The organism is Sphingomonas sp. So64.6b (assembly GCF_014171475.1).
GTDB lineage: Bacteria > Pseudomonadota > Alphaproteobacteria > Sphingomonadales > Sphingomonadaceae > Sphingomonas > Sphingomonas alpina_A.
In genome coordinates this window covers 921,231-946,895 of the sequence record NZ_CP048817.1, presented here as the reverse complement: position 1 = coordinate 946,895, position 25,665 = coordinate 921,231, and the positions used below count along the sequence as shown (strand labels likewise).

24 protein-coding genes and 1 tRNA gene are annotated in these 25,665 nt (G+C 62.7%); 5 read left to right on the top strand and 20 right to left on the bottom strand.

Features of this window, described 5'->3' with window-relative positions:
* The first annotated feature begins 14 nt into the window (after positions 1 to 14).
* Positions 15 to 1,586 (top strand): DHA2 family efflux MFS transporter permease subunit, encoded by a 1,572-nt coding sequence (locus G4G27_RS04390; protein ID WP_183112218.1) that lies wholly within the window; start codon positions 15 to 17, stop codon positions 1,584 to 1,586.
* A gap of 244 nt (positions 1,587 to 1,830) precedes the next feature.
* Here the strand turns inward: G4G27_RS04390 and G4G27_RS04385 are convergent, their stop codons facing one another.
* The 4 genes from G4G27_RS04385 to G4G27_RS04370 all read right to left on the bottom strand — a co-directional run bounded on the left by G4G27_RS04385 (position 1,831) and on the right by G4G27_RS04370 (position 7,958).
* Positions 1,831 to 5,418, bottom strand: coding sequence for a M1 family aminopeptidase (locus tag G4G27_RS04385; protein WP_183112217.1), 3,588 nt, complete (start codon positions 5,416 to 5,418; stop codon positions 1,831 to 1,833).
* Positions 5,419 to 5,427: 9 nt separating this feature from the next.
* On the bottom strand, positions 5,428 to 6,321 hold the full coding sequence (locus tag G4G27_RS04380) for an ABC transporter ATP-binding protein (RefSeq protein ID WP_183112216.1): 894 nt from the start codon (positions 6,319 to 6,321) through the stop codon (positions 5,428 to 5,430).
* A 553-nt stretch (positions 6,322 to 6,874) separates the two neighbouring features.
* A complete protein-coding gene (locus G4G27_RS04375; RefSeq protein WP_183112215.1) occupies positions 6,875 to 7,204 on the bottom strand; it encodes a hypothetical protein in 330 nt (109 codons plus the stop codon).
* Positions 7,205 to 7,208: 4 nt separating this feature from the next.
* Positions 7,209 to 7,958 (bottom strand): queuosine precursor transporter, encoded by a 750-nt coding sequence (locus G4G27_RS04370; RefSeq protein ID WP_183112214.1) that lies wholly within the window; start codon positions 7,956 to 7,958, stop codon positions 7,209 to 7,211.
* Positions 7,959 to 8,017: 59 nt separating this feature from the next.
* Here G4G27_RS04370 and G4G27_RS04365 point away from each other — a divergent pair.
* A tRNA-Arg gene (locus G4G27_RS04365) sits at positions 8,018 to 8,094 on the top strand.
* A 132-nt stretch (positions 8,095 to 8,226) separates the two neighbouring features.
* Here the strand turns inward: G4G27_RS04365 and G4G27_RS04360 are convergent.
* The 7 genes from G4G27_RS04360 to G4G27_RS04330 form a co-directional block, all read right to left on the bottom strand.
* A complete protein-coding gene (locus G4G27_RS04360) occupies positions 8,227 to 10,257 on the bottom strand; it encodes a M13 family metallopeptidase (RefSeq protein WP_183112213.1) in 2,031 nt (676 codons plus the stop codon).
* An 81-nt stretch (positions 10,258 to 10,338) separates the two neighbouring features.
* On the bottom strand, positions 10,339 to 11,229 hold the full coding sequence (locus G4G27_RS04355; protein ID WP_183112212.1) for an RDD family protein: 891 nt from the start codon (positions 11,227 to 11,229) through the stop codon (positions 10,339 to 10,341).
* A complete protein-coding gene (locus G4G27_RS04350) occupies positions 11,229 to 12,245 on the bottom strand; it encodes a stage II sporulation protein M (protein WP_244624552.1) in 1,017 nt (338 codons plus the stop codon). The genes G4G27_RS04355 and G4G27_RS04350 overlap by 1 nt, the downstream gene beginning before the upstream one ends.
* Positions 12,242 to 13,552, bottom strand: a complete 1,311-nt coding sequence (locus tag G4G27_RS04345; RefSeq protein ID WP_183112211.1) for a DUF58 domain-containing protein — start codon at positions 13,550 to 13,552, stop codon at positions 12,242 to 12,244. The genes G4G27_RS04350 and G4G27_RS04345 overlap by 4 nt, the downstream gene beginning before the upstream one ends.
* Positions 13,549 to 14,505: a MoxR family ATPase gene (locus G4G27_RS04340; protein ID WP_202049662.1), complete on the bottom strand. Its 957-nt coding sequence runs from the start codon at positions 14,503 to 14,505 to the stop codon at positions 13,549 to 13,551. Before G4G27_RS04340 ends, G4G27_RS04345 begins: the two co-directional genes overlap by 4 nt.
* On the bottom strand, positions 14,502 to 15,713 hold the full coding sequence (locus tag G4G27_RS04335; protein ID WP_183112210.1) for a hypothetical protein: 1,212 nt from the start codon (positions 15,711 to 15,713) through the stop codon (positions 14,502 to 14,504). The genes G4G27_RS04340 and G4G27_RS04335 overlap by 4 nt, the downstream gene beginning before the upstream one ends.
* Positions 15,710 to 16,408, bottom strand: coding sequence for a DUF4129 domain-containing protein (locus G4G27_RS04330; protein ID WP_183112209.1), 699 nt, complete (start codon positions 16,406 to 16,408; stop codon positions 15,710 to 15,712). Before G4G27_RS04330 ends, G4G27_RS04335 begins: the two co-directional genes overlap by 4 nt.
* A gap of 160 nt (positions 16,409 to 16,568) precedes the next feature.
* Between G4G27_RS04330 and G4G27_RS04325 the strand changes: the two genes are divergently transcribed.
* Positions 16,569 to 17,372 carry a hypothetical protein gene (locus tag G4G27_RS04325; protein ID WP_183112208.1) on the top strand — a complete coding sequence of 268 codons (804 nt, stop codon included), beginning with the start codon at positions 16,569 to 16,571 and terminating at the stop codon, positions 17,370 to 17,372.
* Positions 17,373 to 17,498: 126 nt separating this feature from the next.
* Positions 17,499 to 17,801: a hypothetical protein gene (locus tag G4G27_RS04320; protein ID WP_183112207.1), complete on the top strand. Its 303-nt coding sequence runs from the start codon at positions 17,499 to 17,501 to the stop codon at positions 17,799 to 17,801.
* Here G4G27_RS04320 and G4G27_RS04315 read toward each other — a convergent pair.
* The 7 genes from G4G27_RS04315 to G4G27_RS04285 form a co-directional block, all read right to left on the bottom strand.
* Positions 17,794 to 18,327: a GNAT family N-acetyltransferase gene (locus G4G27_RS04315; RefSeq protein WP_202049661.1), complete on the bottom strand. Its 534-nt coding sequence runs from the start codon at positions 18,325 to 18,327 to the stop codon at positions 17,794 to 17,796. The genes G4G27_RS04320 and G4G27_RS04315 overlap by 8 nt on opposite strands.
* An 8-nt stretch (positions 18,328 to 18,335) precedes the next feature.
* A complete protein-coding gene (locus G4G27_RS04310; RefSeq protein WP_183112206.1) occupies positions 18,336 to 18,875 on the bottom strand; it encodes a tail fiber protein in 540 nt (179 codons plus the stop codon).
* Positions 18,876 to 18,891: 16 nt separating this feature from the next.
* The gene (locus G4G27_RS04305) at positions 18,892 to 19,434 is read right to left on the bottom strand and encodes a tail fiber protein (protein ID WP_183112205.1); all 543 of its coding nucleotides are present in this window, start codon (positions 19,432 to 19,434) and stop codon (positions 18,892 to 18,894) included.
* 33 nt (positions 19,435 to 19,467) lie between these two features.
* On the bottom strand, positions 19,468 to 19,977 hold the full coding sequence (locus G4G27_RS04300) for a tail fiber protein (protein ID WP_183112204.1): 510 nt from the start codon (positions 19,975 to 19,977) through the stop codon (positions 19,468 to 19,470).
* A 256-nt stretch (positions 19,978 to 20,233) separates the two neighbouring features.
* Entirely contained in the window at positions 20,234 to 20,776 is a 543-nt protein-coding gene (locus tag G4G27_RS04295) for a tail fiber protein (RefSeq protein WP_183112203.1), read from the bottom strand.
* 16 nt (positions 20,777 to 20,792) lie between these two features.
* Positions 20,793 to 21,338 carry a tail fiber protein gene (locus G4G27_RS04290; RefSeq protein ID WP_183112202.1) on the bottom strand — a complete coding sequence of 182 codons (546 nt, stop codon included), beginning with the start codon at positions 21,336 to 21,338 and terminating at the stop codon, positions 20,793 to 20,795.
* A 36-nt stretch (positions 21,339 to 21,374) separates the two neighbouring features.
* Positions 21,375 to 21,899, bottom strand: a complete 525-nt coding sequence (locus G4G27_RS04285; protein WP_183112201.1) for a tail fiber protein — start codon at positions 21,897 to 21,899, stop codon at positions 21,375 to 21,377.
* A 319-nt stretch (positions 21,900 to 22,218) separates the two neighbouring features.
* On the opposite strand from G4G27_RS04285, the gene G4G27_RS04280 reads away from it, so the two are divergent.
* Positions 22,219 to 22,425 carry a hypothetical protein gene (locus tag G4G27_RS04280; RefSeq protein ID WP_183112200.1) on the top strand — a complete coding sequence of 69 codons (207 nt, stop codon included), beginning with the start codon at positions 22,219 to 22,221 and terminating at the stop codon, positions 22,423 to 22,425.
* A 22-nt stretch (positions 22,426 to 22,447) separates the two neighbouring features.
* On the opposite strand, the gene G4G27_RS04275 is transcribed toward G4G27_RS04280, so the two are convergent.
* Together G4G27_RS04275 and G4G27_RS04270 are read right to left on the bottom strand one after the other, a co-directional pair.
* Positions 22,448 to 24,358, bottom strand: a complete 1,911-nt coding sequence (locus tag G4G27_RS04275) for an asparagine synthase-related protein (protein WP_183112199.1) — start codon at positions 24,356 to 24,358, stop codon at positions 22,448 to 22,450.
* 13 nt (positions 24,359 to 24,371) lie between these two features.
* Positions 24,372 to 25,589, bottom strand: coding sequence for an aspartyl beta-hydroxylase (locus G4G27_RS04270; protein WP_183112198.1), 1,218 nt, complete (start codon positions 25,587 to 25,589; stop codon positions 24,372 to 24,374).
* Positions 25,590 to 25,665: the final 76 nt, after the last annotated feature.

Sequence of the window (25,665 nt, the reverse complement as noted above, 5' to 3'; positions counted from 1 at the left end):
CGCACGAGAGCCCCATGCCCAACGCCGACGCACCCCCTGCCCCGCCCGTCATCGATCCGATGAAGTTGCCCGACCGGATCAAGTTCCTGATCTTCGGCGTGATGGCGTTCGGACAATTCATGGCGCTGATCGACATCCAGATCGTCGCCGCCTCGCTCAACGAGGTCCGCGCCGGCCTGTCCGCCAGCGCAGACGAAATCAGCTGGGTGCAGACCGCCTATCTGATGGCCGAACTGGTGATGATCCCGTTCGCGGCGTTCCTTGCCCAGTCGATGTCGACGCGCTGGCTGTTCGCGCTGTCGGCCGGGCTGTTCACCCTGGCGAGCGCGCTGTGCGGCCTGGCATGGAGCATCGAATCGATGATCGCGTTCCGCGCGCTGCAGGGGTTCGTCGGGGGCGCGATGGTGCCGACGGTGTTCGCCACCGGCTTTGCGATGTTCGAGGGCAAGCAGCGCGCAATGATCCCCGCGATCCTCGGCATGGTCTCGGTGCTCGCGCCGACGCTCGGGCCGACACTTGGCGGGTGGATCACCGACGCCGCCGGCTGGCGCTGGGTCTTCTATATCAACATCATTCCAGGCACATTGGTGTGCCTGCTGGCGATCGCCTTTATCCGGGTCGATCGCGCCAATCCGTCGATGCTCAAGCGGATCGACTGGGTCCATCTCGCGGCGATGGCGGTGTTCCTCGGCGGGCTTCAATATGTGCTTGAGGAAGGACCGCGCAACGACTGGTTCGACGACACGGCGATCGCCACCGGCGCATGGTTCTCGTTCGTCGCATTCCTGCTGTTCCTCGAACGGTCGTTCCGATCGCCAAGCCCGATCGTCAACCTGTCCCCGTTCCGCCGCCCGACCTTCATCTTCGCCTGTGTGTTCAACCTGGTGATCGGGTTCGGATTATATTCGGCGACCTATCTCGTGCCGCTCTTTCTCGGCCAGGTGCGGGGTTACAACGCGTCGGAGATCGGTACGACCGTGTTCATCGCCGGCGTGGTGCAGATGCTCGGCGTGCCGATCGCCGCCAGCCTGTCGCAGCGTGTCGATCCGCGCATTCTGATCACCTTCGGATTGAGCCTGTTCGCGCTCGGGCTCTGGCTGTTCTCCTTCATGACGCCCGAATGGGGCTTCGCCGCGTTGTTCTGGCCACAGGCGGTGCGCAGCTTCGCGATCATGCTGTGCATCGTGCCGAGCGTGACGCTGGCGCTGAGCGGCTTTGCCGGACCGGAGCTGCGTTATGCGTCGGGCCTGTTCAACCTAATGCGCAATCTGGGCGGCGCGATCGGCATCGCGCTGGTCAATACCTGGCTGCAGGACGGTGCGCGGCTCCACGCATTGCGTATCTCTGAAGCGCTCGGTTCGATGGGCGACGGCGCCGCGACGATGATCGCCCGCCTTGCCGCGCGCTTCGGCCAGACCACCCCCGACCCCGACCGCGCGCTGCTGATGGCCAAGGCGACGCTCGGCCATGTCGTTGGCGGCGAGGCGCTGACGCTCGCGTTCAACGACGTGTTCCGCATCATGGCGTGGCTGTTCATCGCCGCGCTGGTGCTGGTGCCGTTCTGTCGCCCGGTGAAACAGGGTTAGCCTAGATATCTACTTGCCCCGCGCGCATTCAGGCGAGGCATTTCATCTTAGTGTATGATATATAACAATATTATACCGAAATCTGCCTAGGCGATGGTGAGAAAAGATACGACACAACCGGTGTCCTATATCTCCCGACGCTCGTTTCTTCAGCCCGTCGCCGGCGGCGATTCAACCACGACACTGGATCCGGCATGCCTTCGCTTGCCGGACTTGTATCGGCGCGCTTTTTCTTATTGTCGGATCACCCCGTCGTGCCGACGACATTGTCGTCGCTATTGCGGTCGATATATTTGTTATACGGATCGATGCCCGCGAACAGCGGCTTGCGCTTCGATATCACGCGCACGACCTGCTGACCGGATTTGACGGGCATTCGCTGCATCGAGATCACATTTTTCGACGCGAACGAGCCGATGCCGGGCCGCTGATCGAACAAACCGATATCGATGCTGTCGGCCAGCGGAGCCTTTTTCTCGACGCCCGTGCCATTGGCATAGAATTTCGCCGCGTCGATCGTAATGCTCGTTTCGAAATTGCCGTCCGGCAGTTTACGCGTGGTCGCGGTCTTCGCCTTCAGATCGAATATGGTGATGCGATCGAACAGGTCGAGCACCAATTGGCGTTCGGCCGGCGTCCGCGCGATCGACAGGAAGCCGTTCACCAGATCGAGCGAGCGGGCGTAAGGCTGGCTCTTGAAGCGATACTTGTCGAGCAACGCGGCAAGCATCCTGTTGACGCGATCCTCGCCCAGCCGGTCCTGCAGCAAATACATCACGACCGAGCCCTTGCGGTAATGGATATAGGGCTGGTTTTCGACCCGATCGAGCGGCAGCTCCTCGATCCGCTCGCCGCCGCGCGAGCGCAGATAATTGTCGAGTTCATATTTCAGGAAACGGCGAATCTTGTCCTCGCCATAGAGGTGCTTCATCACCATCAGCGCCGAATATTGTGCCATCGTCTCCACCAGCACGGTGCCGCCCTGCATGTCCGCGCTGATGATCTGGTGCGCCCAATATTGATGGCCGAGCTCATGCGCGGTGACATAGGTCACATAGTCGATCTTTTCCGGATCGCTCGCATCGGCGAGGAAGCCGATCCGTTCCGAATATGGGATAGTGCCGGCGAACGCCTGCGCGAAAGTCGCATAGCCGGGGAACTCGATCACCCGGGCATAGTCGAACTGGTAAGGCCCGAAATTCTTGCGGTAATAACCAAGCGACAGCTTCATCGCGGCAAGCATGCGATCGACATTATAGGCGTGCTTGGCGTCATACAGGACCGACAGGCGTACGCCGTCCGCCATTTCCGATTTCTCGGCATAGCGCGCCGACTGGATCGAGAAGAACGCCAGGATCGGCGCCTGCGACGCGAACTGCGCGGTACGCCGGCCGCCGGCGACGCTGTCCGCAACCTTGCGGCCCGGCGCAATCGGCATCTGGTCCGCGCTGGTCGATACGGTGATGTCCGACCGCACCCAGTCGGCATCACCGACATAATTGCGGCGCTGGGCAGATACGTCCTCGAGCTTTGCCATGCGGAGTTCGGGCGTCAGGCCATATTTGCGGCGCTTGACGCGGTCGCTGAGCAGGCCGTCACGATCCATGCCCAGTTGCGGCGCCAGATTGGCGTTGTTGAGGAAGGTCCCGTTGGCGATCAGCGACGTATCGTCGCCGGTTGCCCGCAGTCCCAGCGTCTTGCGCTCGGTCGCGAAGCTCAGCGTGCCCGTCGCGCCCGGCGCAAGCGGCGTGGCGAAACGATAGATGCGGTATTTGAAATCCGCATCATTCATCGCCAGCGTCGCACCAGGGACAGTGATTGAGACGATCCGCGTATCATTGTCGGGTAAACGCACGTGCAGCGCGGGGACAGGTGCGCCAGTGTCGTTGACGAAGCTGTAGCGCCCGGTCGTCTCGGCACGCCGTTCCTCCGGATAGAGCGCGACGTTCATGGTGATATCGGTCAGCGACGGCTGCCTCACCGCGGCATATTTGAGGTATTTCTTCTCATAATCGGCGAGCCGCTTGTCGCGTTCCTGTTGCGGCCGATAGATGTTGAGGATGTTCATATTATAATAGAGGAAGCCGCCAGTCACCGCCGCGACGATCAGCGCGATCCCGAGGATCGCACCCGGGACACCCGCCAGCCGGCGTGGCAATTGCGCGAGGCGCGGCCGCAACCGGGTTTCCGTACCGCGCCGCCACAACAGATGGGCCAGCACCGCCAGCATGATCGCGAACGCGCCCCAATAAAGCCGCAGCCACCAGCCCAGCGCCCCGCCAATCTGCCCGCCATTCATGTCGGAGAATTGCTGGGTGCCGGTGCTGCCATAATTGTACAGCGGATGGTCGAAGCCGATATTGGACAGGGTGATCTGCGCAACCATGTAAACGACCATGATCGCCCACCCGACATATTTGTTCGGGCTGAGCGCCTGGACGAATACCGCGAGGATCGCGAGGATCGCCATATCGACGGTCATGGGCAGCAGATACCAGGCGAAATACTGGCCGAGCGCAAAGTCGGTCTGGCCACGCCATAGTTGTACCAGGATCGCGGCGGCGACCGAGATCAGCAGTGTCGCGAACAGCACGCCGGTAACCGCCAGCGCCTTGGGCACCATATAAGCCCAGTTGGGTAGCGAGGTGGCGTCGATGATCTCGTGCATCTTGCGCTCACGATCGCGCCACACGAGTTCGCCGGAATAATAGATCGCGATGATCAGCGGGATGATCGCGAACGACCCGGTCAGTGTTCCAATCAGCGCGAAGGTGCGCGGATGCGGCGCGGTACCATAGATTTCGTCGGCCAGCGTCAGGCCGAGCACGGCATTGAACAGTCCGATCAGCAGCAGCACGAAGAAGGCGGGGCTGCGAAACACCAGCCGCATCTCGAACCGGCAACGCGCCCAGAGCCGCGCCCATGTGGCGGCCGCCGGACGCACCGGGGGTAAGGTCGCGACCATCGTCGCCGGCGTTGCCGCGAGCCTGGCTGCGGTGCGCGCCTGCTTGCGCAACTTGCGCTTCGACGCGCCGCGCTCGGAAAAACTGAAGCGGGCAAAGGCAAGGCCAAGCGCGGCGAGCCCGACAGCGATCCAGATCAGGCGATTGAGCAACAACATGCCGGTCACGCCGGGCGTGAGACTGTTGGCCTCGCTGGCGGTCCAGTAGCGCGTGACATTGCCGAAGGCGGCAAGCCCGAATGGCTCGATATAACCGGCAATGTCGCGCAGCTCGGGCTTGGACCGCATCGTCACGTTGAACGCGAAGTAAAGCACGAGGAATACGACGACGCCGAGATAGCTGTACATCATCGATCGCGTCATCGTCGCGACCGCGAAGAAGATCGCCGAGGTCAGGAATATGTTGGGCAGTGCGAATATGAAATAGGCGTAAAGGTAATTGCCCCAGCGATTGGGCCCGAGCGTCTCGGGATCGACCCAAGGCATCAGCGAACCGAACCAGATCGCGAACGGCACGGCGGCGAACGCGACCGCCGCTGCGATGAACGCGCCGAGGAATCGCGCCATCAGATAGTCGAATTTGCTCACTCGGGTCGATCGCACCATCGGGCCGAAGCCGCTTTCATCGTCGCGCACGATCACATTGGCGACGAACGCGGTCGTTACGAACATGAAGAACAACGACAGGATCAGCGTCGTCTGCGCGATCGCGGACGGCGCGTTCTTGTGGATGTTGCCGCCGCTGCCGATCTGGATCTGCTCGACCGTCACCGACCCGAAGGTCATCAAGAAGAACAGGATGGCGACGACCCAGAAAACCGGGTTGCGCAGTTGATAGCGGAGCTCGAAGCTGGCGATCTTGCCGAACATCGCGGGCGCTCAGGCGGCGGCAGCGACGGGCACGCGGCGGGTGCGCGCGAGCGTCGAGAAATACACATCCTCCAGCCCGCCATCGACCAGCTCGAACCCTTCACCCGGGTCGGACGGCGACAGGACATGGACGATCGTCCGGCCGGCAAACAAGCGGGTCGAGATGACCTCGAAGCGCGCGCGATAGTCATCCAGCCGGTCACGGTCGATCGTATGCGCCCACACATTGCCGCGCGATTGCTGGATCAATTCGAGCGGCGCGCCTTCGAGCTGGATCTTGCCGGCGGCGAGCACCGCCATGCGTGGACAGAGATCGGCGACGTCCTCGACGATATGGGTCGACAGGATCACCACGACATTCTCGCCGATCTCGGCGAGCAGGTTGAGGAAGCGATTGCGCTCCTCCGGGTCGAGGCCGGCGGTCGGTTCGTCGACGATGATCAGTTCGGGATTGCCGATCAGCGCCTGGGCGATGCCGAAGCGTTGTCGCATGCCGCCGGAGAAACCGGCGATGGCCTTTTTGCGTACCGACCAGAGATTGACCTGTTCGAGCAGCGTCTCGACCGTCTCCTTGCGCTCGCGTGCCGAAGCGACCCCCTTCAACACCGCCATATGATCGAGCATGTCATATGCCGACACGCGCGGATAGACGCCGAAATCCTGCGGCAGATAACCGAGCCGTTCGCGCAGTTTTTCTGGGTTGGCGATGATGTCGATGTCGCCGAAGCGGATGCTGCCTGTGGTCGGCGTCTGCAGTGTCGCCACCGCTCGCATCAGCGTCGACTTGCCCGCGCCGTTGGGGCCGAGCAGACCGTACATGCCCTTTGGAATGCTCAGCGTCACATCGTCGAGCGCGCGCGTTCCGTTTGGATAGACATGGGTGACGGCATTCAATTCGAGCACGTGGATTCTCCCCCGGGGCCGATCGATCTTAGCGCGTGTATTAGAAAGCTAAAGCACTATTTCGGCGCGGGCCGGCCCGGCTTGTTGGCGCGCAGGACAAATGGCGCGCAAGATACCCTATGGCGCTTTTATCCAGATAGGCTCTTGCGCTTCCGCCGAATCGCTGGCATTGACGCGCCATGCTTCTGGCGATCCTTTCCACGCGACATCGCGCGACACCCTGTCGACATTGACGGACGCATAGCCGCGCCCGTTTGTCGTGGCGTGGCACAAATGATGGGTCACTCGCTGTAGAAGCGGCGCATCGCGCGCTTTGGCCAACCCCTTCTCTACCAAATTCCCAATATTTCTGCTGCCTTCAGGTGTGGCCGAACGCAATTTAGTGCGCGGCCGGTTTGTGATTCCGGTGTCAGCGGGTGCAAATCCCGCCGGTCACCCCTGAGGGCAGCAGGCGCTTTCGTAAGAGTGCCCGAGTGGGAAATGGGAACGCTGGGACTTGCAACCCGCGATGGGCCGGCTCGATTCCGGCCTCGGACTCCCATGTCTTTAGAACCTATCTGGTTCTTCCAGACCCTTGGAACAATGTGGTTCGGCGGGCCAGGATCAGGATCACGCTGGGCCAGAAGATCGTGTTCCACAGGTCATGGAAATTGGCGCCGAAATTCTGCGCGATGCCATCGGTATAACGATCGCGGATATCCCAGATCTCACCGAGCACCGCCGCCACGGCCACCACCAGCCACGGTTTCCAGCTGCGCAGGCGCCAGCCGAAGAGCAACGCCGACCCGAAGAAAAGACCAAGCGCGACATAGATATGCAGCGCATCCTTGGCGAGGTGCAGATGGTTCACGAGCCATAATTTGGTGGTTTGCAGCAGACTCACCGGCTCAGACGCGCGCCTTGAATGGGGTGAAGTCGGTCCCCTCGTCGAACACGTCGATCCCCTCGCGGCGTTTGAGGAAACCGACCACCGCATAAGTCACCGGCGTCAGGATCACTTCCCAGCCGACTTTCAATACCCATTGCGTCACGAGGACCGTCAACACGAGGCTGGTTGTCCACCCTTCCGCGTACAAAAAGGCAAGCGGGTAGAAGATCAGGCTGTCGACGCCCTGCCCGGCCACGGTCGAGCCGATCGTGCGCATCCACAGATGCTTGCCGTTGGTCCACAGCTTCATCTTGGCCAGCACATAGGAATTGACGAATTCACCGACCCAAAAGGCGCAAAGCGAAGCGAAGACGATGCGCGGCACCTGGCCGAACACCGTTTCGTACGCGGCCTGGTTGCCCCAGCTCGGCGCCGGCGGCAGGGCGACGACGACCCAGGACATGAAGGCCATGAACAGCACCGCGGCCGACCCGGCCCAGATCACGCGGCGCGCGCGCGCATAACCATAGACCTCGGTCAGCACATCACCGATGACATAGGAGATCGGGAAGAACAGGATACCGGCGCCGAATGGCCACGCACCGATCCACGGCAGGTTGACCACCGCGACTTTGCCCGCGCCCAATACGTTCGACAACAGGATGATCGCGACGAACGCGGCCATCACGAAATCGAAATAGCGCAGCTGCCCCCCGGCAATCTCGCGCGCCGATACGGGCCGCGGCCCGAGATTTTCCCCGTCACTCATGAAGGAAGTTATGAAGCCGGTTTCGCCCGCGCGCAATCCGCGCTAACCGCATCCGTCACGCGCCCGTAGCTCAGTTGGATAGAGCACGAGACTTCTAATCTTGAGGCCGCAGGTTCGACTCCTGCCGGGCGCGCCAATTACCCTGATCTGCTGGATACTCGCGTCATCAATGGTTCGAGGATCTCGCGTCGCCACATCGTGGCGGTGGCGCGCGATCGGTATTTGCGTGGCGCAGACAACAGCGACAATCGCCCCCGCCTGCTCCCTGTCACTGCGTCCAGATATGGACGCGCTCCTCGGGCGGCAGATAGAGTTTGTCGCCCGGTTTGACGTCGAACGCGGCGTACCAGGGATCGAAATTGCGCACGATACCGTCGACCCGATATTTGTCCGGGCTATGCGGATCGCTGAGGAGTTGCTGGCGCACCGCGCCATCACGCCTCTTGCCTTGCCATGCCTGAGCATAAGCGATGAAAAAACGCTGGTCACCGGTATAGCCGTCGATCACCGCGGGCTCGCCATGACGTGAAACATAACGGCGATAGGCGGCATAGGCGGTTTCCAGGCCGCCAAGATCGGCCAGGTTCTCGCCCAATGTGAGCTTGCCCTTGATATGGACGCCGGGGATCGGTTCGTAGCGGTCGAACTGCGCCGCCAGGCGGTCCGCTTTGACCGTGTATTTCGCCGCGGTCTCCTTGCTCCACCAGTCGCGCAGCCGCCCCTTCTCGTCATATTGCCGGCCCTGGTCGTCGAAGCCATGGCCCATTTCGTGACCGATCGTGGTCGCGCCGGTTTCGGCATAATTGACCGCCGGGTCGGCCGCTGCATCGAAAAATGGTGGTTGCAGGATCGCCGCCGGCAAGGTGATCTGGTTCATCGTCGGATCGTAATAGGCATTCACCGTCTGCGGCGTCATGAACCACAGGCTGCGATCGACCGGCTTGGAGAACCGCGCCAATTGCAGCCGCCACTGGAAATCGTCGGTCGCCATGTCATTGGCCAGTGGATCCGTACGACTGACCTTCAGCGTCGAATAATCGATCCAATTGGCGGGATGGCCAACGCGAGGATCGAACGTGGCCAACTTGGCCAGCGCAGCCTTGCGTGTCGCGCCGTCCATCCAGGACGCGCCGGCGATCTTGTCGGCATAGGCCGCGCGCATATCGGCTACCAGTTCATCTGCCAGCTTCGCGGTGCTGGCCGGCCAATAGCGATCGACATAGATTTGCCCGACCGCCTCGCCCAGGCTGTTGTCGATCATCTGCATGCCGCGCTTCCAGCGCGCGCGCTGTTCGGGAACGTCGTTGAGTGTGTGGCTGTAGAAACCGAAGCGCGCCGCGTCGAAGGCACGTGGCAGATAATTGGCATGGTCGCTGATGAAGCGGAAGATGAGATATTCCTTCCAGGTCGCGATCGGGACATCGGCCAGCCGCTTGCCCGCAGCGGTCACCGCTGTCGTTTCGGCGACATCGACCGTCTTCGCTTGGCCAAGCCCCATCGCGGCGAGAGTCGCCGTCCAGTCGAACTCCGGCGCCAGGGCGTCGAGCTTCGCGCGCGTCATGGGATTGTGCGTCTTGACCGGATCGCGCCGCGCCTCGGGCGTCCATTGGTCCTCGGACAGCCGCGTCTCCAGCGCGATGATGCGATCGGCACGCGCAGCGGCATCCGGCAAGCCGGCCAGGGTCTGCAGATGGATCACGTAATCGCGATAGGCCTTGCGGATCGCATCATATTTCTCGCCTTTCAGCAGATAATAGTCGCGCGTCGGCAGCCCCAGGCGCGCTTGCCCGGCAGTGGCCGTATAGCGCGTCGGATCGTCCTGATCGGCGGAAATGCCGATATTCACCGGTGCTGCATAACCCGGCTGCATCATGAGCTGGACGAGCTGGCCGCGCGTCTGCACCGCATCGATCCGCGAGAGCCATGGCTTCAGCGGTGCGAGACCGCGCGTTTCGATGCCGCTCTCATCCATCCAGGCGGCGTAAAAATCTCCGACTTGCCGTGCAATCTGCGTGGTCGGCTGCTTCGCCACTTCTTCAACGATTCCGCGTACCTGCAGTTCGATTTCGTCCGGCAGCTGGTAATTATAACCCGCCCCGACCTTGTCGGCCGGAATGGCATAGTTTTTCAGCCAAGTGCCTTCCGCATAGTCGAAGAACCCGTCGCCCGGCTTGACCGTTTTATCCATGTCCTCGACCGCGACGCCCCAGGTGCCATAGCGCGGCTTGTTGGGAGCGTCCGCGGCAGCCAGGATCGCGGGGGTTAGCAGCGTAGCGGCAAGCAGCAGATAACGGAGCATCGCGGACCTTCAATTCAATTGGATTGAGCATGCTAGGCCACCATATCCGTCGTCGTAAAGCGTCGGCCGACCGATCGTCCGCTATTGCCGGACGCGCACCTCGGCGTTCTTGTCGGCGCGACGACGGCCAACCATCATGCCGCGTTCGAGCCGGGCGCACAGCGCGGCGTAATAGTCCGAGAGGAAGCGGAAATCATCGCCGGCCCGATAATGGCGTGGCTCCTCCATTCCGGCCTTGGCCCTGATCGTCGCCGCGACCGTCGCGACGGCTTCCTCGCGTCCCGAGCGCAGTACATTTTCCAGCGTCTGCAATTCGAACTCACCATACAGACTCAGTTCGGCATCGGTGAAGTTCCAGCGCGCACGTTCGACCGCGCCGACGATATCCGCACCAAGCTCGCCGCTGACCGTGCGTACCACCCAGGTTCCGGCGACAAGATCGCCAACGCGCAACCGGTCGCGGTTGAACAGCGGGAAGAAAAGAAAAATCCCGCTCCATGACAAGGCGAAAATGACCAAAAACGAGTCCGCCATGCCCTGCGCGGTCTGCGCGGCGAGGAAGGACAGCGGCAGGAACACTTCGATCTCGCGCATCGCGTTGCGCGCGAGTACCGCTCCGCCGGACAGCCGTGCGCCGTCCCGCGCCACGACACGCAGGCCGAGCAACCGCTTGCCGGGCGTCGCCCCACGTCCGCCCATCTCGAACAGCACGAACCAGCCGTTGCGCAAGATGAAGAAGCCGATCAGCCATAATATGGCCATCGCCGAGGACCGGCTCGCCACGAGCAGCAGCCCGATTATGATCGTCAGTATGATCAGCACGACGAGGATCGCCACCGCATCGATCATAAAGGCGGCCGCGCGCACGCCGGCCCCGCCCAGTTCGAGCTGAAGATCGACACCTTCGGGCGTTACAAAGCTGCGGCGCAGCGATTTCGGACCGCGATCCTTGCGACGGAACGGCCAGCGCATCAGGCTTTCTTTCGCGGCAGATAGAAATAGACGATCCAGCCGGCGAGCATGGCGAGGCCGATCGCATAGCGCGTACCATCGACATTGACCGTCTGGCGCCCGATCCCTTCGAGCAGCCCGGCAATGGCCAGCATGACCACCGCGCCGGCCATCGCGGTCGCGCCCGCTCGTCCGGCGCGCATGGCGGCGTCGCTACGCGATTCGCGCCCAGGAAAGGCGATCGCGGTGCCGATGCGGATTCCCGCCGCACCCGACAGAATGATCGCGAATATCTCCGTCGTGCCATGGATCATCAGCCAGCCGGCGAATTCAAACCCCAATCCCTTGGCCGAAAACACCGCCATGATCGCGCCCATCATCAGCCCGTTATATAGGATGAGCAGCGCGGTCGGCACGGCAAAGGCGAAGCCGAGCGCGAAGGCGAAGATCGCGATCTGGGCATTGTGCGTGAACAGGAAGGTGGCGAATGTCGCCAGTCCATCCTGCGGGCTGTCATACAATGTCGCGCGGAGCGATTCCGCGGTTGCGGTCGGATCGCGCCCTTGTGCCATCTCGCCGGGCATGAGGCCGAAGAACCAGCCCGGATCATTGGCGACCAGCAGGTAACCGACGACCGCGCCAGCGACGGTCAGCAGCAAGGCGACAAGCGTTTCGCGCCAGATCGCCTGCACCGAGGCGGGCCAGCTATGCGCGAAGAAGCGACCGAGCTGGCGCAATGCCGAGGTCGGCACGCCATAGATCTGGAAATAAGCACGCGTGCTCAATTGTTCGAGATACGTCACCAGCGCGCGATCGAGCGACGTTTCGCGCGCAATCGACAGTGACGAAAGCGCCGAACGGTAGAGCAGCGGAAAGGCGATCAGATCATCATCGGACAAGGCGCGGACCGATCGTTTCTCGCATCGTTTGACCAGCGTCTCGAGCCGTTCCCAATCCGCCGCGTGCGCCTTGCGGAAGCGGTTGGCGTTGACCAGCACGGGCTGAGCATCGAGCACGGCGGAACTGCGGCTATTCACAACAGGTTCCTCCGCTTGAGATCGACATAACCGGCGACCAGCCGCTCCCCGACCCGTTCATACTCGCTCTCGATCACATGGACGCCGAGATGGTGGAGTTGGGTAAGCACCACGCGGCGATCCTTGAGCAGGGCGGCGGCGGTGATCGCGCGCGTCACATCATCGACATCGCGCGGCTCGCGGTCGGCGATCGTCTCGACTTCTTCATCGCGCAGCACGACGACCAGCAACAAGTGCGTCTTGACCAGCCGGGCGGCGGCGCGGACCAGGAACTCGGCCGTGGTCAGGTCGGTGAATTCGGTGAACAGCACAATCATCGATCGCCGCGTCAGGCGCGATCCGAGCGTGGTCAGCGCGAAGGTGTAGTTGGTCTCCTCGCTGCTATAGTCGATACCGGCGGCGAGCCGCTGCAGTTCGGCGAAGGAGGCCGCGCCGGATATCAGTCCGCTGGCGATGCGCGGGCGCGAATCGAACGCGTGAAGCGCGACACGGTCGCCCAGCTTGAGCGCAACCCAGGCGGTCAGCAACATCGCCGATACCGCGCGGTCGACGCGCGGCAAGCCGGCGACCGGCTCCGACATCTGGCGCCCGGCATCGACCGCAAAGACGATCTGGTTGTTGCGTTCGGTGCGGAATTCCTTGGCATGGAGTTTCTGATGGCGCGCCGATTGTTTCCAGTCGATCGCGCGCCGATCCATGCCGGCGCGGAATTCGACCAGCGATTCGAAATCGGCGCCGTCGCCGCGATCGATCTGCGCGATCAGTCCCTGCAGCGCGTGACGCTGGAAGATCTGCGCACCGCGTTGTTCGACCGGGCGGATATCGGGCAGGATCGGGAAATCGGTATCGATCGCAATCGATCGCTGTTTCCAGGCAAGCCCAAGCGGTCCGCGCCAGCGGAGCCACAAGCGATCGATCCGCACACGCCCGCGCCGTACCGCTGTGATCGGCAGGAAGGTCGCCCCGCGACCGGCGGCAAGCGGCACGACGAGCCGCCCGTCATCCTCGGTGGTGAACAGCGCATTGGCGGCAATCGCCACCTCGGCCGACCCGGGTACATGACTCCCCGTCAGGATCACGCTGATCTTGGCGTCGAACGTCGCGCCGACGCAGATGCTCGGCACCTTGTCGATCCGCACTTCGCCCTTGCGCGCGCCGACAAAGGCGTCGACCGCGGTCAACAGCAGCACGGCCAGCGGCCACGCCAGACCGGCATACCAGATCGAAGGGATGAATACGGCGACCAGCAGCGCGACGGGCGCCCCCGCCACCGCCGCGAGCACCGCCGCTCGCGTTGGATAGATCAACGCGGCGCCTCGATCGTCTCGATAATGCCGGTCACCACATCCTCGATCGCGCGCCCGTCGATCTCCGCCGCGGGTGAAAGGATCAGGCGATGGCGCAGCAGCGCCGGTGCGAGATGCTTCACATCGTCGGGAATGACAAAATCGCGGCCGTCGATCGCCGCGCGCGCGCGCGCCGCACCCGCCAGCATCGCCCCGGCGCGCGGGCTCGCGCCGCTTTCCAGGTCAGCGACATCGCGCGTGCCGCGGATCAGCGCGGTGATATAATCGATCACCTCATCGACCAGGCGCACGCCCGCAACGGTTTCCACCGCAGCGGTGATCGTTGCCGCATCGGCCTTGCGCTCGACGCCCCAATCCGCCGGCGACATCGTCGATTGGCGCGCACCGTGCGTGGCGATGATGCGCCGTTCCTCGGTCGCAGACGGATATTCCACCGTCTGCTTGAACAGGAAGCGGTCAAGTTGCGCCTCGGGCAACGGATAGACGCCCTGCTGCTCGATCGGGTTCTGCGTTGCGACGACCATGAAGCGCGCGCCGAGTTCGAGGCTGTCGCCATCGATCGTCACGGTGCGCTCCTGCATCGCCTCGAGCAGCGCAGCCTGAGTCTTGGGCGGTGCACGGTTGATTTCGTCGGCAAGCAGGAGATCGGTGAAGATCGGCCCGCGCGTCAGCGTGAAGGTCGAGGTCTGGAAGTTGAACAGATTGGCGCCGATGATGTCGCCCGGCATCAGATCGGGGGTGAATTGAATGCGGCCGAAGTCGAGCCCGACAACCGCCGCGAAGCTGCGCGCGAGCAGCGTCTTGGCGGTGCCCGGGAGCCCTTCGAGCAGGATATGGCCGCCCGAGAACAGGGCAACGAGCATCAACTCGACGGTCTCTTCCTGCCCGACCACGGCCTTGCCGATCTCGATACGGATCGCCGCGGCGAGGTTGCGCACTTCTTCTACCGTCACCTGTTCTTCTCCCATAACCATAGATGCAGCGCCTGCGCAGCCGCGAAGACCGAGCGCCGGTCGCGCGCGTTCCGTGCGTTTTCGGCGAGATCGGTGAAGCGTTCGCGCCGTCCCAATCCGTCGAGATACGTATCAAGCGCCCCGTCACGCAGCTGTGGCGATACGCCGAACACAGTAACTGCGCGTTCGCGGATCGTATCGACGTAGCGCGGGCCGAGCATCGCCTGGCGCCCCGCCTTGCGCACCAGCATCGCGGCATTGTCGATCAATGCCGCCTTACCGAAGGCGATCGCGCGTTCCCGCGGCCGCGGTGAACCGAAGCGCACGATGCCCTGCAACGCCGCCAGCAACACAGCGACGGCCACGGCGAGCGTCATCGCCAGGAAGGGCGGTTCGAACAGCAATTTAAGCGGACTGCGCGAATGACCAAAACCATTCAGCGTGACATCGAACAGGATCGATTCCCGGTCGGCATAATTCAGCGAATCGAGCAATTCGAGCGCCGATTTCGCCTGGGTGGCGTTAGCCATGCCAATGTTCGACAACAGATCCGGATCGGCCAGCACGAACAGATCGCGGCCGGGCAGTCGGGCAAGCACGATGCGCCCGTCCTGGTCGGTGATCAACGGAACGATTCCCCGTCCGGAAATGGTCTGCAGCGGGCGCGGCGCGAACAGGCGGATGGTCTGCGGCAAGTCGGTCGAGATGCGCAAAGGGCGGCCGCCGCTCGGGTGACGCACGGTGGTGAGCTTGTCCGCCGGCGCGAGTACACCATCGGCCTCGAAGGTCGGTTTCAGCCCAGTGTAATGGACCCAACCGCTGTGCAGCGGATCGACCAAAGTATCCCATTTCGGCAGGATGACGAGTGTGGGCCGCTTGCCGCGTTGCGCCAGCACACCGGACATGTCGGTCGCGCCCTTTTCGGGTGTCAGGATGACGAGGCTTTTCGTGTTGAGCAGATGTTCGTCGCGCGTCACCTGAGGATTGCGACCGGTTGCCTTGGCGAGACGCACGATGCCGCTATAGCCGGTGGCCGATGTCGACAATGCATGTGCGCCGCCATTGCGGCCTGAGCGCAGATCGGGCGCGAAGGCGCCGAGCACCAATGTCGCGATAAACCCAAGAATGCCGACAGCAAGGATGAGCACCACCGTCCGCGTCCGGAAGGTCTCCTCGCCGCTGCCCTTGCCGATGACGATATCGCTCATGCGCGCCACGTGCCCGGCAAGGCGAAATCGGCATAGGCAGCGCGCGCCGACTGCCAATCCTCGGCGACGACCGGCCGACCACCAAACAAGCTCTTCTCGACCAGCCGCGCGATGCCGGCGAACAGGTCCCGCGCAGAAGGCGGTATCGCCTCCGCAGCGGCCAATTCGCGGCTGGTCAGCGCGGGCCGGACGAGGCGCGGGCGGCGGCGTGCAATGTCCTCGACCGAGCGGAACAGCAAATGGTGCACCGCCTCGGCAAAGCGGCCCTGCTCAGCCATCGCATCAGCTTCACGCAGCCAGGAACGGACCGGCGCCGCATCGGGCTCCCATTCATCCTCGACCGTGCCGATCTTTGGCGGTGCCGCAGCACGTCGTCGCGGCAGCCGCCATTCGCCATGACGAATGCGCTGCCAGGCCATCCAGAGCAGCGTCGCTGCGGCGAGCGCGATGACCGACCACAGAAAGATACGCGCATAGGGCGCGTTGGGCATGAAGCTGCTGACCCATTGGAAGAATCGGCCGACCGGCCCTAACGCATGGCCGAGCCAATTGAAGAAATCCTCCAGCCATTGCGGCGGTGGCGGTCGTTTCGGGGCCGGTCCGAGGGTGAACTGAGTCGACGCGTCGGCCTTCAGCGCCGCATGGGCAGCCGCAAAACCATCGGCAGCCGCCTGATGCGTATTCCCCGCGCTCACATCATTCCCCGGCAGCCCCGCGCGCCAGCGTGCAGATTAGCGGATATGGGCCGCCGCGCAATCGCCAATGGCCTCTGGACATCGCAAAGCCGTACCGCCAATCTGAAAAAAGCCATGCGAGGGAACCGACGCAACCGGCGAAAGTTACGAGGAAAAGATCATGGCGACCAATATCGGCGGTTCGACCGACCGCAGTGTTTCAGTCGGCCGCGTGTTCAGCCGCGCGTTTTCGACGATTGGCAGCAATCCGCTAACCGTATTTGGCATCGCATTCCTGTTTGGTGCGCTCCCCAGTGTAGCGATGGCCTATCTCGGTCAGAGCTTAAGAACGTCAGTGGCAACGGCACCGAATTTTACCGCATGGTCGATTGCGCTGCCGATCGCGCAGGTCGTGATCGGGATCGCTTTGGCGATGATCGTCCAGGGCGCATTGGTCCGGGCCACGGTCGCGCACAGCCAGGGCCGCGAAGCCGGCTTTGGCGAATCCGCGCTGGCCGGCCTGCAAGTCATCGTGCCGCTTTTCATTGTCGGACTTCTGCTCGGACTGGCGGTCATGTTCGGCCTGATCCTGCTGATCGTGCCCGGCATCATGCTCTATATCATGTGGTCGGTCGCCGGGCCGGTCCTGGTCGAAGAGCGCAGCGGCATTTTCGCGGCATTCGGTAGGAGCCGCTACCTCACAAGCGGCGCGCGTTGGCCGGTATTCGGCATCAACCTGCTTCTTGTGGTGATCATGTGGGCGTTTGCCGCGTTGCTCGGTGCGGCCCTTTTTGCGATCTACGGATTGCAAGGCGTCGCTGGCGCATTCGCGCAAGGCCTGCCGATCTGGTACCTGATCGTCTCCTCCGTCATATCGACCGTCTCGACCGCGATTTCGACTACGATCCAGACATCGATATATGTCGAGTTGCGCGACTGGAAAGACGGCCCCGCGACCGATGCTCTATCGGATATCTTCGCCTGATCTTGAGCGGCGACAAACCAGCCTGGAAATTTAAACCCAAGTTAGCCCAGGAGTATGCTGTCGCTTGATTGTCGGCATTTGATCGGCCACGCATCAATTCGACGAACAAGGGGGAGCAAGAAGGACATGGTCGACGGCATTCTGGCATGTGAGGATTTCACCGCTCATCTGGGCACGAGCTTCACGCTGGTCGATCCCGAGGGCGCGACGACCGAACTGGTATTGACCGACGCAGTAGCCCAGAGCTCGCTCAAGCGAGCCGATGCGCCGCGCGAGCCCTTCTCGCTGCAGTTCAAGGCGGCCGACGGTATCGTCCGGCCGCAGTTCAGCTATTTGCTGCAGCACGCGGCAATGGGCGACCAGCACATTTTCCTGGTGCCGGTAGCCAAGGACGAGAGCGGCGTGACGTACGAAGCGTGCTTCAGCTAGCCGAAGCCGGAGTGCTGACTCTTTCCATTTCGAGATAGACCTCAAGCTCACGGACCATGGTGAAGCCGAGCCGCTGATAGAGGTGAAGCGCGGGATTGAATTTTTCAACGAAAATGCCGACGCCGCGCCCGGTTTGCGCCGCCGCCTCGATCAATGCCTCGATGATGAAGCGCCCCGTCCCCTTGCCCCGCGCCTCGGGCATCAGCGCGATGTCGACGATTGATACGATGGTCTCGCGGCGCTCGAGATAGAGTCGCCCGACCGGCTCTCCATGATGCTCGATGACATGGAAATCGCATGCCAATTGCGTCTTGTAATGGTGGCGCTGGGCGGTGAATTGTTGCGCCAGGAACAGGGATTTCTGCTCCTCGCTCCAGCCAGAGACCTGTGCCAGTTCATCCTCGCGCGTCGAGGCATAGAGCCGCATCGCGAACGGCACATCCGCGTCGGCTTCGGGGCGCAGCGAAAAGCCCTGCGCGACGAGTGTCGCCGGCAGGTCGAACGGAAAACCGGCACTCGCGATCATCGGCGCGCCTAGTTACGCGCCGGAAAGACGCCCTGCATCGCAATGCAGAAATTCAGCGTGAGATAAGGCTGCATATTATTGTGCGGCTGAGATCCACCCTGCGGCTGGAGCGCTTGTGGAGCCGATGCCGCCACTGGCGTCGCGACGGTCGAATAAGCGTTGCCGGGATTGGAGATGCCCAGCTGCGCGCCGCTGATCGGGGTCGGCACATTCTGGGACGGGTTGATTGGACTGAGTGTCGCGGCGACCAGCGCGTGGTCGTGCGCGGGAATCTCGCTGGTCAACAAGGTGACGTTATCAATCCCGCTTTCTTCGCCGAGAACATACTCGCTAAGACCAGCCCCCTGCCCGCTCGACATGGCGGCCCTGTCCTGGAAGTCGGGCAGCGCGAATGTCGTCGTGCCATTGCCGCCATAAGTCGTGCCGAGCAACGAGAAAAGCGCCGTGTTCTGGGAGATCGGCAGGAGCTGGCCTGCACAATACGCCCATCCTGTGGGCGGGAAATTAAAGCCGAAGATGCGGATCTCGGCAACAAAAGGAGAAGACATCGCCCGGGACTCCTGATCAATTCTGTGAAGGGAAGATACCGAACAGCGAGATGATAAAGGATACGGCCAGCGCCGGCATCCGATTCTCATGTGGCTGGCTGCCGCCCTGCGGTGAAATGCTCGTTGCAGCCATCGGCGCCGGAACCATGGTGCTGGTTCCCGGTACGACATACATCGAGTATGACGACGCGGTCGGATTGACCGTGCCCGGTACGGCATTGGCGGGCGAAGGCAATGTCGCCGGGGTGGTCGATGCCATCAGCGTGTGGCTGTGCTGCGGCATCTGGTTGAGCGTCAGCGTGACGCTTTCGGTGCCCGCAGCCTGGCCCTGAGCATAGGCCGACAAGCCCGGTCCGGTCCCCGCATGTATCGGCAACCGACCCCGCAAATCGGGCAGAGCAAAGGTCTCCTGGCCATCACCGCCATAGGTCGTACCGATCAGGACGAACAACACGTCGTTTTCCGAGATTGGCAATAGACGGCCGTCACAGAATGCCCATCCAGCGGGCGCAAAATTGCCCCCGAACATGCGAATTTCACCGACATAGGGTTGCGACATAAAATTCTCCGTGCCGATTGGCCGAACGATGAATCAGGTGCGCGAGGGGAAGATGCCCTGCAGCGCGATGACGAACATGATGGCGAGATAAGGCTGCAGATTATTATGCGGCTGGCTCCCGCCTCGGTTGCCGACCGACGCCGGCGCCAGCGGAATCAAATTGGCCGGCGGCGAATAGAATTGCACATCGTTGCGCGAATCCGCAGCCAGCGTGGCGCCGTTGGCCGGCCGCTTATCGCCCACGGCGGACGTACCGTTCAGCTGATGAAGATGCTGCGGCATTTCAGGGATGGTCAGCGTGTGGCTTTCCTGCCCGCCGCGCTCGCCCTGCGTATGTCCATTACCAAAGGAGATCGGGGTGCGGCCGCGCAGGTCGGGAAGCGCGAAGTTCACCCGGCCGTCGCCGCCATACATCGTCCCGAGCAGCGAGAAGAGCGCCTGATTCTGATTTATCGGGAGCAATTGCCCATTGCATTGCGCGTAGGCCTTCGGCGCAAAATTGAACGAGCAAAGCTTAATTTCACCCAGGTACGGATTGCCCATGCCAGCCCCTCAAGCTTCTTTCGGGGAAAAGAAGCTACCAGCCACTCGCCCCCAAGTGTTGAGTTGCTGGGATGGATCGTTTTGCGTCAGGACTCAACAGATATTTCGCATCCGGTACGAATGCCTTGTTGTTCCATGCGCGAGCAGCAACGCAACACCTGTCAGATCACATGCGATCGAAGAGAAAGGGCCACAACTTGGCTGGGAGTGTCCAATACCCGTCGAACAGAAATAGCGGGACGTTATCCGACGAAACTTAGTTACGCGTCGGAAAGATGCCCTCCATCGCAATGCAAAAGGTGAATGCGAGATAGGGCTGATCATTTTTGTGCGGCTGGTTGCCGCCGACGACGCCCTGAATTGCTTCCGTCGCCATTGCAACGGCCGGTGTCGGCACGCTGGAATAGGCGGTGCCGGGGTTGGAAATGCCCATCACGGTGGTCCCGCTGGGCGTCGGCACATTCTGCGCTTGATTGAGCGGCGACAGCGTAGCGGCATTCAGCGGATGCCGATGCGCCGGCATCTGGTTGAGCCCGAGGGTGACCGTAGGCGTACCGAACTGTTCGCCGAGATCGTAGGGCGAAAGGCCCGGCCCCTGCCCCCTGCTGTTGGTGGCGCGCCCACGCAGGTCGGGCAGCGCGAAAGTTGTCTGGCCGTTACCGCCATAAGTGATACCGAGCAGCGAGAACAACGCGGTGTTCTGCGCAATCCCTAAAATCTGCCCGTCGCAAGCGGCCCAGCCGCGCGGCGCGAAATTATAGGGAAAGATGCGCACTTCGGCGAGGAATGGCGAGGACATGGTCCAGACTCCGGAATTAGTTGCGCGAAGGGAAGATGCCCTCACGAGAGATTATGTACGACAGCGTCGTCGTCGGCATCAGATTGTCGTGCGGCTCACTGTTGCCCGCCGACGTGACGCTGGTGGCGGCGAGCGGCGCCAGCGTCGCGGTGCTGGTGCCGACCGTGTTGACGTAGAAGGAATATTGGGACGCGGTCGGGTTGACGGTGCCCGCGACAGCATTGGCCGGTCCATCGAGCGTCGCCGGCGTCGTCGATGCATACGCCGCATGGGTATGAGCGGGAAGTTCCGCCGTCGTCAGCGTGACGGTTTCCTGCCCCGCCTTTTGCCCGATAGGGCGCGTGGTCAGGCCGGGGCCCGTCCCCTGATGCACCGGCACCCGGCCGCGCAGATCGGGTACACCGAAGGTGGTCACGCCATCGCCGCCATAGGTCGTGCCGAGCAACGCATAGAGCGCGCTGTCCTGCGCGATCGACAGCAGCGTTCCATCACAAAATTGCCAGCCACGCGGCGCGAAATTCCCCGCGAAAATCCGGATCTCACCAAGAAAAGGGTCACTCATGTCATTCTCCACGCCGCTCGGGCGAATGGGACCGCATCAGTTGCGCGAGGGGAAGATGCCCGACAGCGCGATGGCGAAATTGATGACGCCGAACGGTTGCATATTCTCGTGCCCGGCATTGGTCCCGACCGTACCGAGCGCGGATGGCGAGAGTTGCACCAGATTGGTCGCGGGCGAATAGAATTGCACATCGGCGCGCGAATCCGGCGCTTGCGTGTTACCGCTCGCAGGCCGCCTGTCGCCGGGATTCGACGTGCCGATCATGTCATGTTGGTGCGCGGGAATCTCGGTGGTTAGCAGAGTCACTTTTTCCTGGCCGTCAGACTCGCCCAGCGTAACATTTGGCAGCCCTGGCCCCTGACCGCGATGGACCGGCGTACGACCGCGAAGATCGGGCAGTTGGAAAGTCGTGGTTCCGTTACCGCCATAAGTCGTCCCGAGCAGGGAGAACAACGCCGTATTCTGCGCGATCGACAGAAGCTGCCCGTCGCATGTGGCGTGAAAGCGCGGCGCAAAATTAAAGCCGGTCATGACAATCTGGCCAAGAAATGGTTGCGCCACGGAATCCCCCCAATTCTGTCGCGGGCGTTGCCGTCAGCTACCCGCCCCCGGTTAGTGAGCGACATGGATGGATCGATTCGCGACCGCACACAACAGGAAAATATTTCGCAACCGATATGGCACATACCCTGCATCGGTCTTATCCGACTGTAACAAGTCAATAAAATACCTGGAAAAGCACTGCGCTATGCACGCAGCCAAATGGCCATCGCAATTCCGGCGCATCTCGACGCTACCAACATGTTGCGAAAGCAAAACGGTTCTGCCATCCTCAAAGCCCTAAAGTAGGGCGCAGGGGCCTGGGGGAGCGGCTGAAATCATGAAGGCATATAACTTAACGGCTGGGATGTCCGCGGACTTGCCAATTTGCGACGTCACGCAGTCGGACGATTTCGCCGTTGGCCAGCGCAAACCCTGGACCACGCCGATGGTTTTCGCGGCGAGCACCAAACAACAGACCGAAGCCTATACCGTTGGCTTCGGAACGGACACGAACACGCCGGTCTACGGCCCCTTCGGCTCCTGATTGATACGGGCGACCGCACGCGTCAGCGATTGCGGTCGTCGAACCAGGCGATGAAGCGCGCCAGCGCGATCGTGCGCGACGCGCGGTGCAGCGCGCGGAGGCCCTTGCGTTCCGATGGATCGATCGTCTCGATCGAATGCGCCAGCGCCTTGAAATCGATATAACGCGACAAGCGGCCATCATGATCCAGCGCCCGCACGGCGACCAATGCTTCGGGCGCGCTGTCGCGCGTCGCGCGGTACATATCGGGACTTTCCGATACATTGCCGGGACCGCTGAGCAGTAACCGCACAGGCAAATGTTCGGCCAGCGCGATGCGCGCCAGATGGCGTTCATTGCCGAACCGCAAATGCAATGTATCCGGAATCGCCAGCGCGAATTCGACAACGCGACGGTCAAAATACGGGCGGGAAAGCTCAAGACCCTCGCTCGCCGCCAGGATCGTTTCGTTCGGCTGCCCCCATGCCGCCTTGCACAGGAAATCAAGCCGCCGCGCTTCCCAGCGATAATAGGCAGGGCCAGGCACGGTCAGGCGGTCGGGGTCGATTGCCTCCTGGTCGAACAATTGCTGTGCGAAGCGCGCAGCGATCGGCCGCATCCGCCACATCGGCACGCCACGCCGCCGCCAAGAGCGAATCGCCGCCGACAGCCACAACGGCGTAAGGGCCGGCATAACATCCTCGCGCAGGATATGCAGCATCGACCGCCCGGTCGCGTGGCGGCGTGCGCGCAACTCGCGCAGGAAGCTCGGTACGCGCCCGCCCAGCAATACGCGGCCGAGCATCGCGCCGCTCCGCACATTGAGCGTGAGATCGCCGCCCATCCCATCCAGCACCAGCCGGGTGTCCGCCGCCGAGGCCATGCGATATAATCCGCGCCGGACATAAGCGGTGCCCGCACTGTCATCGGTCGCGGCGAAACTCGTTTCGATATCGCTGAACGGCGTTTCGTCCGTGCGCACGAAATACCGCAGATCGATGTGCGGATAGTCGCGGAACGCCTCCGCCGCGGCGCGTGCGTCGTGCACCGGCGGTGGCGCGTCCTCGGCCAGCGCCGAGCATAGCGCGACGACGCGACGCCCCTGCTCGGTCATGACCGGCGCGGTGAGCGCAGCGATCGCGCCACTGTCAAACCCCCCGCTGAACAACAAAGCGGGCGGACGCCCGAGCCGGCGCACTCGGCAGACCACCGCCTCGCCAAGTATCCGGCGATAGGCGTCGACATAGTAGGCCTCGTCCCGGCCGAGATGCTCAGGCGTCGCGCGAGGTTGCCAATAGGCGCGGGTGGCTCGAGCGCCGTCAGCCGCCAGCGTCAGCACGTGCCCGCCCGGCAGAATCTCGATCCCCTCGTACAGCGTTGCACCAAGTGTGTGGTCGACCGGAAAAAGCAGGCGCTGGCCGATCGCTTCTTCGGATAGTCGGCGCGGCACGCCTTCGACCGCCCATAACGCCTTGGGCTCGCTGGCGAATACGAACAGCCCTGCGCCATGGTGAAAGAACACGCCGCGCTGGCCCATATGGTCACGCGCGAGCGTGAGCTTGCGCGACGCGCCGTCCCAGATCGCAAAGACGAAATCGCCGAGCAGGCGATCGGTGCAATCCGCGCCCCATTCGCGATACGCGGCGAGCAGCAACACACTGTCGGGCATATCGCGGAGCACCGCCTCGCCGATGCCGAGCGCTGCAGCCAGCGCCTCGCGATTGTCGAGCCGGAGATCGGCGACCAGCGTGATCGCGCCGTCGCGAATCGGCTGCGCCTCATACCAGTCCTCGCGATTGACCCGCAACAGGCAGTGTCCCAGACCGACACCGTCATTCACCTCGATATGCCGGCCATCGGGTCCGCGATGCGCGAGCGTGTTGGCCATGCGACCAAGCTCGCGTTCCGACACCGTTCCGCCATCGGTCCGGATAACGCCGAAGATCGCGCTCATCGTGGCGTCGCGATCACGCCGCGCCCTGCGCCAGACGCAGCGCTTCGAGCTGACGATAAGGTTCGGCGAGAAACTCGGCCGCCGCGGCGCGGATCTCCGGCGTCGCATCCTGCTGCTTGCGTTCTGTATCGCGGGTGAAACCCTGTCTTGGGGCCTTCGCATCGCGTTCGCTCGCGGCATGCAGCGCGGCGAGTCCCTTGGCATCGTGCGCGATCCCGAAATGGGGCAGGACCTGCGTCTCGATCGCGCCCGGCAGCGAATCATAATTGATCACCAGGCCGCCGCCCAGACCGTGATGCTCGATCACTGCATTGCTGACACTGCGCAAAACACGGGCGGTGAATTCTTCGAACGGCATATGGTCGCCATCGACAATGCCGAAATCGACCGTTGTGCCGCCCGGCACAGCCTGCAGGCCGCGCATGCGCCGGTGCGACACCATTATCTCGACTGGATCGCGATAAAGGAAGATCCAGGGCGTATCGGGAAATGCCTGACGGAACAGCGGCAGTTCAAGCGTATGCCAGCTGTCGAGCTTCACCACATAATTGCGCGCCGTGCCGGTCCAGTCGCGGCCCAGCGCACCGACCATGGTGCGCAACAGATCGACCCGTGTTTCGAGCGGCACGTCCTTGCGTATATGGGTGAGTTGGACGACCGCATCGAGTGGCGGCGGTTCGGATATGACGATGGTATCATCCATTGCGGTGAGCATCTGCGCCGCCAGGGTCGAGCCGCAGCGCGAAAGATGGAAGATAAACCCGTTCGGAACGGTCAGTTCCTCGCCTGCGGCGCCTTGCGCAAAGGCGCCGAGCGGCGTGCGGTACAGCATCAGCCGATTGAACGGCAAGGCGCGTGCGTGCATCAGCGATTCATTGAAAAACGGATCGGCAAGGCGCCGTCCCGCGAAGTGCATCCAATCGACGACGAACTCCGGCCCGGCCGCGACCATGGCCGAGGGAAGCCAATGCTTGCCCGGCCAGGCGATATCGTTTGCCGGCCGATCGTCGAAGCGCGACAGGCCCAGCGGATCGGGCTGGAAACAGGCCTTCAAATCCTCGCTCGACAGCGGAATGCCGGCTGCGGCGGCAGTCTCGGCTGCCGCCGCTGCGAAGACATTGTCATCGTACAGCGGGGCCAGACGCTGCTGAAGCGGGCCGTCGGTCATCAGATACTGGCGAAAACGATCGAGTAATGCCGGAACATTGCAGGTGTCGGTATCGGTGGTCATGAATCGCGCACGCCGTCTTTCCAACCGCCCTCGCGGCCGATAGGCTGATCGGATATCGGGGGTCGATCCCGGTCAA